Genomic DNA, 15,970 nt, shown 5'->3' on the forward strand with positions numbered 1-15,970 from the left:
TATCCGGCCGTCCAGTCGATGCGGCGACCCGAGTGGTCCCACCTGGCGCCGGCTCGACGCTGGGTGCAGAGTGCGCCGCGGTGCGAGGCGGGGTCGGGAGTGCGAGAGGTGTCCGTGGACCTGGCGTCAGACCGGCGCACGCGTTGCCCAGTCGACATGGCAGCTGTGTGATCTGGGCGGTCGCACCTGACGCTGGGCCCGGAGCGCCGGGCGGCGACGACGTGGATACCTGGCGTTAGGCCGACACCGGGGCGGCCCAGTCGATGCGGTGGTTCCACATGAAGGCGTTGGGGTCGGCGCCGCCGGTGTTCTTCATGGCGCGGCGGATGAAGAAGTCGCGGGCGAGGCGGCCGAGGGGGCCCGGGGATTTGTCGTCGCCGTTGCGTTTTCCTTGGGCCACCACGGCTTCCACGCGGGAGCGGCGCAGCGACTCGAAGGTCGGCAGTGCGGCGTCCGGGCTGAGGTCGCGGAGGCATTGGGCCAGGGTGACGGCGTCTTCGATGGCCATGGACGCGCCTTGGCCGGCGGCGGGTGAGGTGGCGTGGGCGGCGTCGCCGATGATGCCGATGCGGCCGCGGTGCCAGGTGGGCACGGAGGGGAAGTCGTAGGTGGGCCACGGGGCATAGAGGTGGTCCGTGGCGGCGATGATGTCCGCGGCGCGAGTGCGGTCGCGGCGGACCAGGGCCAGCAGGTCGGCGCGCCACTGAGCGCCGCTCGGGACCGGTGACGACGGGGTCGGCTCGGTCGGGCGCGGGACGTTGGCGAACCACCACACCGAGCCGTCCGGGTGCACGACGTGTGCGAAGAACACCTTGCGGCCGAAGGCCATGTGCATCACGCCTGGTTCGTCGTCGATCCGCACGCCCTTGGTGAAGCCGCCGGTGTTGAGCAGGGGGACGTACCGCGGCGCCGGCGCGGCCGGGTCGAGGATCCGGCGCACGGTCGAGCGCAGTCCGTCGGCGCCGATCAGGAGGTCGCCGGACTCCGACGAGCCGTCGGCGAAGACCGCGGTGACCTCGGACGACGTCTGCGAAGCGTCGGTGAGCCGCCGGCCGAAGTCCGTGCGCACCCCGCGTCTGGCGGCCTCGTCGCGCAGCGCGACGTAGAGGTCCGAGCGGCGCACGGTCTGGCTCACCGTGCCGTCCGGCAGCGGGCCGCCCAGCGGGAACTCGGCCAGCCGCTTCCCGTCGCCGAGCCCGATGCTCATCCTCGGTGTGTCGAAGCCCAGGTCCTTGACCAGGTCTTTCAACCCGAACGGGGCCAGTGCGTCGAGCCCGTTCACGGCCAGCGTGAGGAACGCGCCGACCCCCTCGGCCGTGCGGTCGTACGCCTCGAACAGCACCGGCTCGTGGCCCACCTCGTGCAGCGCGATCGCCGTGATCGTGCCCGCGATGCCCCCGCCCGCGATCAACACCCGCGACATCCTTCGTCCCCTCGTATAGTTCCAGGCTGCGTATAGTTCGCAGACTCGAATATTTCGATCTGTCGAATAATACTGACGATCGAATGATGCGCTAGGCTGGCCGTCGTGTCAACCGAGCACGAGAAACTGGTCGACGAGCTGCTGCTCAAGTCGCGGGAGCTGTCCACGGAGACGGTCATGTTCCACACCGCGATCGCGATCCTGCGCGACCTCTCGGCGGTGGAGAGCAAGGTCCTCGACTACGTCGCGCGCCTCGGTCCGCTCACGCCGAAGGAGCTCGCGGAGTACGCGGGCCTGGCGCCGGCGTCGATCACCGCGCTGATCGACCGGCTCGAGCGCAAGCAGATGGTCACCCGCTCGCCGCACCCGGACGATCGGCGCAAGGTGCTCGTGGGCGTGGAGGAGGAGACGATCGAGCGCGCCGTGTCGCTGTGGGACCACATCGTGGCCGCGACGCGCGAGCTCGCGAACGACTACTCCGAAGGTGAACTCCGAACGGTGATCGGGTTCCTCGAAAAAGCCGCGGCGGTCACCCACGAGTCGACCTTGCGCATCACCCGTCGCTCGCTGGAGTGAGTTGCGGCCACGGCCGGGTTGGAAAACGCGATTCGTTCACCGGTTCGTGGAAAGCTCGCGGACATGGGCTCGGCCGGGAAACGTCTGCTCGCGGTACTCGGCCTCCTGGCCACGTTCGTCGTGCCCGCGCACGCGGAAACCGTCAAGGGATTGCAGCAGAATTACCACCAAGTGGTGTACGGCGATTTCCTCTACGCCGGCAACAGTGTGGTCGAGTGCACGCCGAGTGATGCCGACTGCGCGAAAGCCGCCAGTCGCGAGACGAAGAAGCCCGCCGGCGATTTCGCGCTGCGTTGGTCCGATGTGGACTCCGACCCGAGCACGTTCGACTCCTCCGCGGCGTCCGTCACGATCCCGCCCGGCGCGAAGGTCGCCTTCGCGCGGCTGAGCTGGGGCGGCACGAGGACGGGGTGCGCGAGCCCCGCCGGCGCGCCGAAGACGCAGGCCGTGCGGTTTTCCGTCGGCGCAGCGAAAGCCGACGTCACGCCCGGGTCGTACGCCGAGGACACCAAGTTCTACTCCGCCTACGCCGACGTGACCGGTCAGTTCGCGACCGCCCCGAGCGGCGCGCCCCTCACCCTCACCGCGGCCGACGTCTGGACCACCGCCGGGCGCGGGTGCGGCGGCGGCTGGTCGGTGGCGATCGTCTTCTCCTACCCCGCGCGCGATCCGCAGTACGCGCCGGCCAAGCGCGCGATCTACGTCTACGACGGCCACGTGCCGCAGAGCGCGAACGGTCCCGCCACGACCACCGCTGTCACCGGGTTCCGCGCGGCCTCGGCCGACGCCCACGTCGGCGTGACCGCCGAAGGCGGCGACTGGGGCACGACCGGTGACCGCTTCTTCATCAACGACAAACCCGTCGCCGAACCCGGCACCGGCGCGTCCGACAACTTCTTCGTCGCCAGCACCGACAACGCCGCGAAACCCGTCGTCAAGAACACCTTCGGCATCGACGCGAAGGCGTTCAGCAGCGACGCCGTGCCCAGCGGCGCGACCAGCGCGAAGCTCGCGTTCAGCACCACCGGCGACGATTTCGTCGCGCAGAACCTCGTGTTCTCCGTGCCCGTGCCCGATCTGCAGCTCGTGACCCACGCCGATCCGCCGCGCGCGCACGCCGGCGACCAGGTCACCGTGACTGTCGGCGTCACCAACCCGAACGACACCGCCGCCACCGGCGTCGAGGTGACCGACGACCGCTTTTCCGCCTGCACCAAGAAGATCGGCGAGCTCGCCGCGGGCGCGACCACGGGTTACCAATGCACGGTGACCGCGCCGGACGACGACGTCACGAGCGCCGCGAAGGTCACCGGCACCAGCACGCTCGGTGACGCACTCGACGGCAGCGCGACCACTCGCCTTGACGTCGTGCACCCGGCGATCACGCTCGCGCAGCAAGTCGACAAGGCGGCTTATCGCGCCGGTGACCCGGTGACGTTCACGGTCACCGCCACCAATACCGGCGACGTCCCGCTGCACGACGTCGCCGTGACCGACGCGAAGGTCGGCGCGTGCGCGCGCACGATCGGGACGCTCGCGCCGGGCCAGCACACCACCAGTACCTGCGCGGCGAAGGCGCCGGTCCCCGACACCAGCGCTTCCGTCGCCGGAACCGATCCGCTGGGCAAGACGGTGACCGCCGACGCCGACGTGAAAGTCCCCCTCATCGCGCCCGCGCTCGACGTCACCAAGACGGTGGACCCCGCCGTCGTCCACGCCGATGAGCCGGTGACCTGGACGATCACCGTGCGCAACACCGGCGACAGCCCGCTGAACCCCGTCGTCGTCACCGACGCGACCACGCCGGAGTGCTCGCGGACGTTCGGCGCGCTCGCCGCCGGCGCGCAACAGAGCTTCCCGTGCGCGGCGAACCCCGCGCTGACCATGACAAACACGGTGACGGCGACCGGCACCGACCTCTCAGGGCAGCTCGTCACCGACACCGCGTCGGCCACGGCGAAAGTGATCCACCCGGCGTTGTCGCTCACGAAAACGGCCGCGCCGGCACAGGTGCGCGAAGGGGACAGCGTGACCTTCACCGTCACGCTCAAGAACATCGGCGACGCGCCGCTCGACGGCGTCGCAGTGGCCGACGACCGCACCCCCGGCTGCGTGCGGAAGTTCGGGACGCTGGCACCGCAGGCCACGCAGACCTACCAGTGCGACTTGCTCGCGCCGGGCGACGACTTCACGGACCCTGCCGTCGCGACCGGCAAGGACGAGCTGGGCAAACAACTCAACGTGACGGCCGATGCGCCGGTCGACGTCATCCACCCCGCCGTCGCGGTCACGGAGTCCGCCGCGCCCGTGCAGGTGCGCGAGGGGGACCGCGTGACCTTCAGCGTCACGGTGAGCAACACCGGCGACGCCGAGCTGAACGCCCTCGCCGTGACCAGCACCGAGGTCCCCGGCTGCGCCAAACAGCTCGGAATCCTGGCACCACAAGCGAAACAAACCTTCACCTGCACAACGGTGGCCGAAAAAGACGGCTTCACCAACTCCGTGACAGCCACCGGAACCGACCCGACCGCTCGCACGGTCACCGCGTCGGCCGACGCGAAGTTCACTGTGCAGCACCCGGCTGTCACGCTCGCCACCACCGTCCAAGGTGGACCGTTCCGCGAGCACGACAGCGTGCCGCTCCAGGTCACCGTCACCAACACCGGCGACACTCCGCTCACCAAGCTGCACGTCACCACCGCAGCCCGCGCCGACGCCTGCACCCAAGACCACGACACCCTGGCACCCGGCGCTACCTGGACCTTCACCTGCACCACCACGGCGCCGGCCGACGACGTCACCGAATCGCTCACCGTCACCGCCACCCCGCCGGTGGGACCGGTCGTGACGGCCAGCGCAGAAGCCGCCGTCGACGTGATCCACCCCGCCATCGCCGTCACACAGACGGTGGCGCCGACGGTCACCAGGCCCGGCGAGCCGGCGACATTCACCATCACCGCCACCAACACGGGCGACGCCAAACTGCACGACGTCACCATCGAAGACCAGGCCGCACCCGAATGCGCCAAATCCGTCGGAACCCTGGCCCCCCAAGCAAAACAGACCTACATCTGCACCCACTCCACCGGCGACGACCTCACCAGCACCGCGAAAGCCACCGGCAGCGACCCGTCGAACCGCCCGGTCACCGCGTCCGCCGACGCACACCTCGACGTGATCCACCCCGCCGTCACGATCACCCAGTCGGCCACGCCGCAGCAAGTGCGCCAAGGGGACCAAGTCACCTTCACGATCACCGTGAGCAACACCGGCGACGTTCCGCTCACCCAGATGTCCATTGTGGACGACAAGACTCCCGCCTGCGCCAAGACCGACGGCCCGATTCTCGCCCCCGGCGCCATCGACCACTACACCTGCGCGACCCAAGCCGGCCCCGACGGCTACACCAACACCGCGAAGGTCACCGCCACCGACCCGCTTGGCGGCGCCGTCACCGCGACGGCCGACGCCGCGTTCACCGTCGTCCACCCCGGCCTCTCACTCACCCGCACCGTGCACGGCGGTCCCTTCCGCGCCGGCGACGCCGTGACCACGACACTCACCGTCACCAACACCGGCGACTCACCCGTTGCCGCTGTGCGAGTCACCGACGACCAGACACCGGCCTGCGCCAAGACCTTCGACACCCTCGCCCCGGGCGCGCAGCAGTCCTACGACTGCACCTCACCCGCCCCGGCCGACGACATCGTCCTCACGGCCCACGTCACCGGCACCCCCACCACCGGCCCGTCGCTCACCGCGACCTCCGATGCGAAGATCGACGTGATCCACCCGGCGCTCACCGTGAAACCCGTTGCCGCACAACCCCAAGCCCGGCCCGGCGACAACGTCACGATCACCGTCACCGTCAACAACACCGGCGACACCCCGCTGACGAAGATCACCCTCACCGGCTGCCCCCACTCCGAGGACCAGCTGGCCACTGGCGCCGCCGTCACCTACACCTGCGCGATCAAAGCCGCGCCCGACGACTTCACCACCACCGTCAACGCCACGGCCAACGACCCGACGACCCGCCCCGTGACCGCGTCCGGCACCACGAACGTCGACGTGATCCACCCCGAGCTCGCGATCATGACCGACGCCGAGCCGTACCAAGTCCGCGAAGGCGACACGGTCACGTTCTCCGTGCTGGTGAAGAACGTCGGCGACGTGCCGATCATCCAGGTGTCCGTTGTGGACGATCGCACCGCCGCGTGCGCCCACAGCGTCGCCGCCCTCGCGCCCGACGCCGAGGAGACCTACACCTGCACCACCGTCGCGGGTGAAACCGGCTTCACCAGCACGACCAAGGCCACCGGCGCCGACCCGACCCAACGCGCGGTGACGGCGTCGGCGCAGGCGTCGTTCGAGGTGCTGCAGCCGAAACTCACCGTCACGAAAACCAGCACCGAAGGTCCCTTCGCGCCCGACGAGTCCGTGCGCTTCGACCTCGTCCTCACCAACACCGGCGACACCGAGCTGCACGACGTCCGCGTCGCCGACTCGCAGGCTCCCGAGTGCGCGCGGATCTTCCCGACGCTGCCCGTCAACGGCATCCAGCGCTACCCGTGCACCACCACCGCGACCGGCTCGACCACCGACACCACCCAGGTCACGGCCACCCCGTCCCGCGGCGCGCCCATCACCACCACGGCAAGCAACCCCGTCCCCGTGATCCACCCCGGACTCACCGTCACCACCGCTCACCTGAACCAGCCCATCCGCTCCGGTGACCCCGTCACGTACCTGACCACCGTCCGCAACACCGGAGACGCGGAACTGCACGACGTGACCGTTCGCGCCAGCGACCCGGTCTGCGCCTTCACGTTGCCCAACCTCGCGCCCGGCACCCAAACCCTCCGCGCCTGCACCCTCACGGCCACGACGACGGCCGTCACGAACACCACCGCCACCGCCCAAGACCCCGCCGGCCACGGGCTCACGGCAACCACCACCACGACCACCGACGTCCTCGGCTCGCACACGACATTCGCGCAGCCGGTCAAGGCGGTCCCCCGACCGGCCCTCCACGTCACCGAACAAGCCGACCCCACAGCCAACCCGGGTGACACCGTCACGTTTCTCGTCACCGCCGCCAACACCGGCGACACATCCCTGACGATCGACGGCCACCACCTCGACCCGGGCCGCCGGCGCGAATGGGCCCGCACCGCCACCGCACCCCGCGGCGGCACGCTTACGGACGCCGTCGAGGTCACCGCCTACCCCGTCGGCACGGAACCGCTCACCGTCCGAGCCGCCGCCGCAGTGCGGGTCCTCGACCCACGCGCGCGAACATCCGCGGAAAACGAACCCCTTCCCGGCCCCGATCCCGACTTCACCCTCTATGTCCTGCTCGGCCTGGCGCTCCTCGGCTCAGGCGCCCTTCTCCTGCGCGTCACGCGCGTGAGGTGAGTCTCCCGGCCTGCGCAGACGCATCACCGCACGTCGAGATCAGCTTGCGCCTGCACCAGGAAAACGACGCCGGGCAAAGATCATTTCCGACGCTTGATCAAATAAGGCACTGCGCCTTTCGGGGGTAACGGTCGTAATCGGTTCGTGATAGTTTCCTCGCCCGTGTCCCCCATTGGTGCGCGCGGTCGAGTGATTTTGGTGTCACTGAGTGTCCTTCTCGGCGGTTTCTCCGCCGCTGGGGGGACAGTGTGGCTCCACGACAGACCCAGCGTGGCGACGCTCGGTAGCGTCGTCGCAGGTCAGTCCGACCCGCTTTCCGGCGTGCCGCCGGTCGATCCGTACGCGAAGCAGCCGTCTTCGTCGACCGGTGCAGGGACCCCCGCCCCGAACGGCACGAGCGGCACCCCGACGTCCGGCTCCACCGCCCCCACAACGTCGACTTCAGCCGGCCCCAACCCGGCCCCGACGACCGCGCCCGACGCCCCGAACTCAGGCACCCCCGCGCCCCCGAAGCCGCCGAGCACCCCGACGTCGACCACTCAGGCCCGGACCACGAACCCCTCGATGGCCGGCCAGGTCGTGGACCTCGTGAACGACGAGCGCGCCAAGGCCGGCTGCGACCCCGTCGCCGACGAGTCCCACCTCGACCAGGCCGCGCAGGACCACAGCGACGACATGTCGGCTCGCAACTACTTCTCGCACGACACCCCCGAGGGCAAGCACTTCGACGAGCGCATCCGCGACGCCGGCTACAGCAAGCCGGGCGCCGAGAACATCGCGAAGGGCGCCACGAGCGCGAAGCAGGTGATGCAGCTGTGGATGAACTCCAGCGGCCACCGCGCGAACATCCTGAACTGCTCGCTGACCAAGCTCGGCGTCGGCGTGACCACCGACGGCTGGTACTGGACGCAGGACTTCGGGTACTGAAACCCGGCTACGAATCCTCGATCGGCCGCGTGCTCAGGTCGCCGTAGCGCGCCAGCACCGTCGCCCGCAGGTTCGGATCCGACCGCGGCACGGGCTCGATGAACACCTCGGTGACGTCGTGGAACTTCTCGGTCAGCTCCCCCGCGATCCGCACGCAGGCGAATTCGACGTCGGCCGCCCCCAGCGTGTCGTCGAAGTCCACCCGGGCGCACACCAGCACCTGGTCCGTGCCCATCAGCATCGTCTGCAGGTCGACCAGCGCCTCGATCTCCGGCGCCGACACGAGGTGGTCACGCACCCCGCGCACGATCCGCGGGTCGGCCTGACGGCCCACGAGCAGGCCCCGGTTGGTGCGCCCCAGCAGGTACGCGACGCACGCGAGCAGCAGGCCGATGAGGATCGACGCGATGCCGTCCCACACCGACGAACCCGTGAGCTGGTGCAACCCGATGCCGGCGAACGCGAGCAGCAGACCGATCAACGCGGCCGAGTCCTCGAACAGCACGGTCTTCGGCGCGGGGTCGTCGATCATGCGCAGGTAGGTGAAGAACGAACGCCGCTCCTGGCGGGATTCCCGGCGCACCTGCCGGATCGCCTGCAGCCACGAAGTGCCTTCGAGGATGAACGCGATGCCCAGCACCGCGTAGCCGACGATCGGGTTCGTCTGGTCTTCGCTTTCGCCGAACACCGTGGTGAAGCCCTCGTACAGGGCGAACATCGCGCCGGAGGCGAAGATCGAGACGGCCGCGAGCAGTGACCAGAAGTAGCGCTCCTTGCCGTAGCCGAACGGGTGGACCCGGTCGGCCGGGCGCTCCGACCGCTTCAGCGCCGTGAGCAGCAGGACTTCGGTAATGGTGTCGGCGAAGGAGTGCGCCGCCTCGGACAGCATCGCGCCCGAGCCGGTGATGATCCCGGCGATCAGCTTCAGGATGGCGATGGCCAGGTTCACGCCGCCGGCCAGCAGCACCGTGAGGGTGCTCTCGCCGCCCGATTCCTCTTGCTCGCTCACGGCCAGAACACTAGCCGCGCGCGGACGTCAGAGTCGGTTGAGACCCGAAAGCACCCGTTCCATGAGCGCGATCGCCGGGCGCCCGTCCTCTTTGCGCTGCGGCGCGTGGATCGTCACGAGGCCGAGCTCGGCCAGGTCGTCGAGCAGGATGCGGGCGACGCCGAGGGGAACGCTTAGCGTGGCGGCCACCTCGGCGACCGACCGCGGGTACAGGCACAGCGACCGCACGATGCGGAACTCGCCCTTCACCTGCGGCGAGGTCCAGCGCGGGTCGCGGGCGTTGGCCTTCACGAGCGCCTCGACGGCGAGGTTGCGGCGGGAGCGCGTGCGGCCGCGGGTGAGGACGTACGGTCGGACGAGCGTCCGCGGGCCGGGGACCGGCGACGGGTCGGAGACCCAGCCGTCGCCCACCACGGGCTCGCCCGCGAACTCCTCGGGCGCTTCGCTCGGCCAAACGGGTTCAGGGGTCCGGCTCGGGGCGACGCTCACTCGCCCGGAAGGCGGAAAGGGGGTGCCGGAGTGGCCGGTGTAACCAGGCCCGCTGTACCCGTTCACCACGTCGCGCCCCCTTATGTCGGTAGCCGAATTCATTTCCCGCAAGCGGCGCCGGTCGCGAGGAACCGTAGATTACGCCCGTTGTCCTGTCTGTCATCGGCAATGTGACGAAGCCGGACCAGGGGTGCAGAAATTGTGCACGGAAAACGTTTTCGCGGGTAATTCGGTACGTGCGTACCTCTCGTGTCAAACGTTTACCGGAATTCGCCGGCGGGTCGCGAGACCCAACACGAGCAGGGCTGCGGCGACCAGGACCACCTGTTCGATCAGCGCCACCGGGTTGCCCGCGGCGGTCAGCAGACCGACCCAGCAGTACGTGACAATCGCGCCTGCTGCCAGGGAAAACGCGGGCGGACGCGAGCGCATGGCATAGCCCACAACGGCCGCTTCGAGCGCCGGCATGAGCGTGACCGTGCCCCACGAATGGAGCAGTGCGGTCTTGTCCACCAGGTGGAACAGCGTGCTCGCCCCCAGTCCGACGGCGAACCCGCCCCAGGCCGAGCCGTGCTTGTCAAGGGTTCGGATGGGCAGCCGCAAGGCGAACACGACCAGTGCGCCGGCGACCACGGCCGCGCCGAGTAGCTGTCCGGGCGCCGCGAGGAACGCCGTCGTTCCCATCATGCGAGACACCAGGAACGTGCCCGCCGCACCGACGAGCAGCGCCACGGTCCACGCCACGGTGCCCGGCCGGCGCAGCCACGGCTCGCGCCCGAAGAACGCCTCGGCGACCGCGATCGGCGCCGCGATGCTCCAGACCACGTGCAGGGTCAGCACGAAAACCGTCCACTGGCCACCGATGCCGAGCCCGGGCACGTGCGCGGGGCTCAGCAGGTCGAGGCCGAGGTAGTGCGGGTTGAACAACGTTTGCGTGAGCAGACCTTCTTCGACAACACCGAAGGCCAGCGCGAGGATCAGGATCGTCGGCCAGCCACGGCCGCGGCGGCGCGCGAGCTCGCGGACCAGCACCGCGGCGGAGCCGTACAACGCCACGAACATCGCGAACATGCCGAGCTGCTGTCCGAGCTCGGGCGGGCCGGCGAGGTACTGATCACCGAGGAGGAACTCGGCGACGAACGGCGAGAACAAGGCGAGTGCGGCGACCGCGGACTTGCGAAAGGGCATGAAGTGATCGTGTCGCTGTGCGAGCATTCGCACACGGGCCGTAAATCACGACTGTCCCCATGACAAATGTCGGGGCCGGGAACGGGCGAACGCCCCTTTCACGACCGTTGTTGATCGTGAAAGGGGCGTTCATTCGAGCTTGATACGGGCTATTTGTCCCCGTCCGGCAACGGGGTGCCGGTCGCCTTCTCGTCGGTCGGCACGTCGGGCTTGCTCGTGAGGTCGGCGTCCGACTCGCCCTCGAGCGAGGGCGCTCCAGCCGCCACGAGCGCCGGCTCGGGCTTGCGCTTCACGGCCGTGAGCAGCAGCTGAGCCACGTCCACGACCTCCACGCGCTCGCTCGCGAGGCCGTCGCTCTGGCGCGCGGTCACGCCGTCGGTGAGCATCACGCGGCAGAACGGGCAGCCGGTCGCGATCTTCGACGGCGCGGTGCCGAGTGCCTCGTCCACGCGCTCGACGTTGATCCGTTTGCCGATCTTCTCCTCCATCCACATCCGCGCGCCGCCGGCGCCGCAGCACATGGACCGGTCGCCGTGGCGCGGCATCTCGCGCAGCTTCGCGCCCGAAGCGCCGACGAGCTCCCGCGGAGCGTCGTAGACCTTGTTGTGGCGGCCCAGGTAGCACGGGTCGTGGTAGGTGACGTCCTCCGCGACGGGCGCGACCGGCGTCAGGTACTTCTCGCGCACCAGGCGGTTGAGCAGCTGCGTGTGGTGCACGACGTCGAACTGGCCGCCCAGCTCCGGGTACTCGTTGGCGAGCGTGTTGAAGCAGTGGGCGCAGGTCACGACGACCTTACGCGCCTTGCGCTCGCGGCCCTCGAACACCGAGTTGAGCACCTCGACGTTCTGCTGCGCCAGCATCTGGAACAGGAACTCGTTGCCCGCGCGTCGCGCCGGGTCACCGGTGCACGACTCCTCCGAGCCGAGCACGGTGTACTTCACGCCCGCGATGTGCAGCAACTCCGCGACGGCCCGCGTGGTCTTCTTCGCGCGGTCCTCGAACGCGCCGGCGCAGCCGACCCAGAACAGGTACTCCGCGTCGCCCAGGTCGCCGTCGAACACCGGCACCTCGAAGTCGAGGTCCTCCGTCCACTGGAGACGGTCCTTGGCGTTCTGGCCCCACGGGTTGCCCTTGTTCTCCAGGTTCTTGAACATGCCGTTGAGCTCCGTGGGGAACGACGACTCGATCATCACCTGGTAGCGGCGCATGTCGACGATGTGGTCGACGTGCTCGATGTCCACCGGGCACTGCTCGACGCACGCGCCGCAGGAGGTGCACGACCACAGCATGTCCGGGTCGATCACGCCATGGTCGTCCGCGCCGCCGATCAGCGGCCGCTCCGACTCGGCCAGCGCCAGCACGTCGATGCCCGCGTGCGGGTTGTCGCCGGTCAGGCCGATCTCGTCGCCGGCCATGTCGCGCTTGCCGCCGGCCAGCAGGTAGGGCGCCTTCGCGTACGCGTGGTCGCGCAGCTGCGTGATCAGCAGCTTCGGCGAGAGCGGCTTGCCCGTGTTCCACGCGGGGCACTGCGACTGGCAGCGGCCGCACTCGGTGCAGGTGGAGAAGTCGAGCCAGCCCTTCCAGCTGAAGTCCTCGACCTTGCCGACGCCGAACGTGTCTTCGTCCGGATCGGCTTCCTCGAGGTCGAGCACCTTGCCCTTGCTCATCATCGGCTTCACCGCGCCGAGGGCGACGCCGCCGTCGTCCTCGCGCTTGAAGTAGATGTTGAAGAACGCGCTGAACCGGTGCCACGCGATGCCCATGGTCATCGTGCGGGCCACCACGATCAGCCACACCGTGGCGCTCATCAGCTTGATGAACGCGAACACGGACACGAGCGCGGCGCTGGCAGGCAGCGCGTGCGACAGCGGGTTGGACACGAAGGCGGCCCACGTCGGCGTCTCGTGCACGCCCATCGCGGCCTTTGCCGCGCGCACACCGATGATGCCGATGCCCTCGATGATCACCACGGCCTCGACGAAGTAGGCCCACTTGAAGTTCGAGCCCGCGAAGCGCGACTGCCGGTCGGCGCGGCGGGGGTGGTTGGCCTGGCGGATGAGCACCAGCCCGATGCCGCCGACGATCGTGGCGACGCCGAGCAGCTCCATGAGCAGGCTCCAGAGCGACCAGTCCTCGAGGACCGGCCAGCCCCACGTCGGCACGAACACCTCGCCGTAGGCCTCGAACAGCGCGAGCGACCCGATGAGGAAGCCCCACATCACCATCCAGTGCCAGGGCGCGACCTGTCGGAACTTCGCCATGCGCGTGTGCGCGGCGAACTCCTTGATCAACGTGCCGAGCCGCGGCATGAACGGTCCGTTGCGCGTCGGGTCGGGCTGGCCCAGCCGGATCACCCGCACGAAGCGGGCGATGGTGGCGATGAACAATCCCCAGGCGACGATGCCCAGGAGGACCGAGATCCCCCCGAGCGTCAGCTCTACAGCGCCCATCGTCGGGTGCCTTTCGTCCGGTGTGGTGGTGCCGGTGCGTGTGCGCGGGTCACAGCACCGGTGCCGAGCAGGGTAACGCTTCTTACTGATGGGTAACTGGTTGGCAGCGCCCAAGTCCCACCGATGTGGTGCACGCCTCGCTGGCTAGTGAGACGATCGTTCAGGTAGTTTCGTACTCATGGGTGCTTACTTGTACCTCGCTTTGGCGATCGCCGCAGAAGTGACGGCCACCGTTTCCCTGAAGCTCTCCGAGGGCTTCACCAAAGTCCTGCCGTCCGTGCTGGTCGCCGTGGGGTACGGCGTAGCGTTCTTCGCACTTTCCCGCGTGCTGAAGTCGGGGTTGCCGCTCGGCATCGCGTACGCGGTGTGGGCCGCCGTCGGCGTGGCGCTCGTGGCGATCATCGGGGTCCTGTTCCTCAAGGAACCGATCAACCTGGTGATGGCCGGTGGGCTCGTGCTGGTGATCGGCGGGGTGGTGCTGATCGAGGTCGGGAGCAACCAGTGAAGATCCAGGTCGACGGTCGCAAGGCGCGCGGCGAGAAGCGGCGCGCGGAGATCATCGCGGCCACCCTGCGGGTGATCGAACGCGACGGCGTCGCCGGAGTCACGCACCGCACGGTGGCGGTGGAGGCCGACGTGCCCACCGCGTCGACGACGTACCACTTCGCCTCGCTCGACGACCTGCTCGTGGCCACGCTCATCTCCTGCGCGCGCGACATGGCCACCGAGGTCTATTGGATGATCGACCGCGCCCGTTCGCGCGGCAGCCGCGGCGCCGAGGAGGTGGCCGGCCTGCTCGCCGAGGCGCTCGGGCCGCGGCGCGGGCGCACGATGGCCGAGTACGAGCTGTACCTGCTGGCCGCGCGCAAGCCCGAGCTGCGCCCGGCCGCGCGGCGCTGGCTCGACGTGCTCACGTCCATGGTCCGCCACGACGACGAGGTCGCGTTCCGCGTGTTTCTCGCGGGCATCGACGGTCTGCTGATCCAGGGCCTGATCGACGACGAGCCACCCTCGGCCGACGAACTGCGGCCGGTCGTCGACTACCTCCTCAAACCACGCTGACTGAGCTGATGGTTACCAACCCGGCCACAGTCACGGCGGGAACAGTCGCCGGCTGTTGTCAGGTCCGGTTGCGTACCCGCCTACTTTCGGCCGGATTGGTAACTTGCGGGACATGCGGATCGCAGGTGACTACGAACTCGACGACGACCCCGGCCGGCTCGACCTCGACGTGCTGTGGAAGTTCCTCTCCACCGAGGCCTACTGGGGCCGCTGGCGCACCCGTGATCAGGTCGAAGCGGCCATCGCCGGGTCCTGGCGCGTGGTCGGCGTGTACGAACGCGCCACCGGCCGCCAGGTCGGCTTCGCGCGGGCGATCTCCGACGGCGTGACGTCGGCCTACCTCGCCGACGTGTTCGTGGTCGAGGACGCGCGCGGTTCGGGGCTGGGCAAGGAAATCGTGCGGGAGATGATCGACAACGGCCCGGGCGCGGGCATGCGCTGGATGCTGCACACGGCCGACGCGCACGGGTTGTACCGGCAGTTCGGGTTCGGTGAGCACACCAAGGGCCGGTTCCTCGAACGTGAGGGTGCCAACCGCGAGGCGCTGCGGTAGACCGGTCGGTCGAATTTTCAGTTGTCCTTGGCGGACAACAACTTCGAGAAGTGCGCGGCCCCCGCGCGCGCGGCGCGTTCGAGGTCCGAGCGCCGGTCGGCGAACTGGTGCACCGGCACGGAGAACGCGACCGCGCCCGTCACGCGCTGCTGGGTGTCGAGCACCGGGGCCGACACGCACGCGAGCTGGGGCTGGAACTCCTCGATCTCCAGCGCGATCCCCGAGCGCGCCACGGTTTCGAGCTCAGTTTCGAGATCGCGGGCCGTCACGCGCGTGCGGTCGGTGAGGCGGGGCATCCCGGCTCCGGCGAGGTAGTCGCGGCGCTCGCGCGCGGGCAGCGACGCCAGCATCACCTTGCCGAACGCGGTGGCGTGCGCGGCTTCGTGGAAGCCGAAGTCGAGCGGCTGGGCGCGCGGGAACTCGGGCGAGTCGGCGACGGCCGCGACGACGACGTCGGTGTCGCGGAAGACCGTGTAGTACGCGGGCGCGCTCACGCGCAGGTGCAGCTGGTGCAGGCCGTCGCGCAGCTGGTGGTCGACGTCGAGCTCGCCGAGCAGGCTGTGGTAGAGACCGCCGACCTTGTAGCCCAGGCCGAACCCGCGGCCGTGGCCGAGGCGGATCAAATAGCCTTCGTGGACCAGCGTGTTGAGCAGGTGGTAGGTGGTCGAGAGCTTGTAGCCGGCGCGCCGGGCCACGGCCTTGGCCGCGATGCCGTCGCCGGCGCCGGCCACGATCTCGAGCACGCGCAGCGCCCGCTGCGCCGAACCGATCAGCCCGCTGGGTTCCTTCTCGGTGGTGTCGTCGTCGGAAAGCGGCAGGGCGGGTTCGGACACAGCGGCACCTCCGTGAACCGTTCGGCAGTGAACGGGCGATCA

Annotated in this window: 13 protein-coding genes; 6 read left to right on the forward strand and 7 right to left on the reverse strand. The window is 69.4% G+C overall.

From position 1 onward, the window contains the following. Positions 1–235: 235 nt before the first annotated feature. The gene (locus ACFY1H_RS02780) at positions 236–1,423 is read right to left on the reverse strand and encodes an FAD-dependent oxidoreductase (protein WP_386944133.1); all 1,188 of its coding nucleotides are present in this window, start codon (positions 1,421–1,423) and stop codon (positions 236–238) included. A 105-nt stretch (positions 1,424–1,528) separates the two neighbouring features. Between ACFY1H_RS02780 and ACFY1H_RS02785 the strand changes: the two genes are divergently transcribed. Both ACFY1H_RS02785 and ACFY1H_RS02790 read left to right on the forward strand, forming a co-directional pair. Then, on the forward strand, positions 1,529–1,999 hold the full coding sequence (locus tag ACFY1H_RS02785; RefSeq protein ID WP_366580157.1) for a MarR family transcriptional regulator: 471 nt from the start codon (positions 1,529–1,531) through the stop codon (positions 1,997–1,999). A 63-nt stretch (positions 2,000–2,062) separates the two neighbouring features. Then, on the forward strand, positions 2,063–7,417 hold the full coding sequence (locus ACFY1H_RS02790) for a hypothetical protein (protein ID WP_386944135.1): 5,355 nt from the start codon (positions 2,063–2,065) through the stop codon (positions 7,415–7,417). Positions 7,418–7,716: 299 nt separating this feature from the next. Here the strand turns inward: ACFY1H_RS02790 and ACFY1H_RS02795 are convergent, their stop codons facing one another. Then, positions 7,717–7,956: a hypothetical protein gene (locus ACFY1H_RS02795; RefSeq protein WP_366580161.1), complete on the reverse strand. Its 240-nt coding sequence runs from the start codon at positions 7,954–7,956 to the stop codon at positions 7,717–7,719. Positions 7,957–7,981: 25 nt separating this feature from the next. Here ACFY1H_RS02795 and ACFY1H_RS02800 point away from each other — a divergent pair, with 25 nt between their 5' ends. Further along, positions 7,982–8,344, forward strand: a complete 363-nt coding sequence (locus tag ACFY1H_RS02800; RefSeq protein ID WP_366580163.1) for a CAP domain-containing protein — start codon at positions 7,982–7,984, stop codon at positions 8,342–8,344. A 7-nt stretch (positions 8,345–8,351) separates the two neighbouring features. On the opposite strand, the gene ACFY1H_RS02805 is transcribed toward ACFY1H_RS02800, so the two are convergent. From ACFY1H_RS02805 to ACFY1H_RS02820, 4 genes are all read right to left on the reverse strand, one after another. Then, positions 8,352–9,353 (reverse strand): cation diffusion facilitator family transporter, encoded by a 1,002-nt coding sequence (locus ACFY1H_RS02805; RefSeq protein WP_386944138.1) that lies wholly within the window; start codon positions 9,351–9,353, stop codon positions 8,352–8,354. A gap of 27 nt (positions 9,354–9,380) precedes the next feature. Further along, positions 9,381–9,842 (reverse strand): DUF742 domain-containing protein, encoded by a 462-nt coding sequence (locus ACFY1H_RS02810; protein ID WP_386944140.1) that lies wholly within the window; start codon positions 9,840–9,842, stop codon positions 9,381–9,383. A gap of 252 nt (positions 9,843–10,094) precedes the next feature. Then, entirely contained in the window at positions 10,095–11,030 is a 936-nt protein-coding gene (locus tag ACFY1H_RS02815; protein WP_386944142.1) for a hypothetical protein, read from the reverse strand. Between the two features lie 149 nt (positions 11,031–11,179). After that, entirely contained in the window at positions 11,180–13,480 is a 2,301-nt protein-coding gene (locus ACFY1H_RS02820) for a (Fe-S)-binding protein (RefSeq protein WP_386944144.1), read from the reverse strand. Between the two features lie 178 nt (positions 13,481–13,658). Here ACFY1H_RS02820 and ACFY1H_RS02825 point away from each other — a divergent pair, with 178 nt between their 5' ends. The 3 genes from ACFY1H_RS02825 (at position 13,659) to ACFY1H_RS02835 (ending at position 15,095) form a co-directional block, all read left to right on the forward strand. Continuing rightward, positions 13,659–13,985 (forward strand): multidrug efflux SMR transporter, encoded by a 327-nt coding sequence (locus tag ACFY1H_RS02825; protein WP_366580175.1) that lies wholly within the window; start codon positions 13,659–13,661, stop codon positions 13,983–13,985. Continuing rightward, a complete protein-coding gene (locus ACFY1H_RS02830) occupies positions 13,982–14,542 on the forward strand; it encodes a TetR family transcriptional regulator (protein ID WP_364054429.1) in 561 nt (186 codons plus the stop codon). Before ACFY1H_RS02825 ends, ACFY1H_RS02830 begins: the two co-directional genes overlap by 4 nt. Before the next feature lie 112 nt (positions 14,543–14,654). Then, positions 14,655–15,095 (forward strand): GNAT family N-acetyltransferase, encoded by a 441-nt coding sequence (locus ACFY1H_RS02835; protein WP_366580178.1) that lies wholly within the window; start codon positions 14,655–14,657, stop codon positions 15,093–15,095. Positions 15,096–15,112: 17 nt separating this feature from the next. Here the strand turns inward: ACFY1H_RS02835 and ACFY1H_RS02840 are convergent, their stop codons facing one another. Next, positions 15,113–15,928, reverse strand: a complete 816-nt coding sequence (locus ACFY1H_RS02840; protein WP_366580180.1) for an IclR family transcriptional regulator — start codon at positions 15,926–15,928, stop codon at positions 15,113–15,115. Positions 15,929–15,970: the final 42 nt, after the last annotated feature.

The organism is Amycolatopsis sp. NPDC001319 (assembly GCF_042896185.1).
Classification (GTDB): Bacteria; Actinomycetota; Actinomycetes; order Mycobacteriales; family Pseudonocardiaceae; genus Amycolatopsis.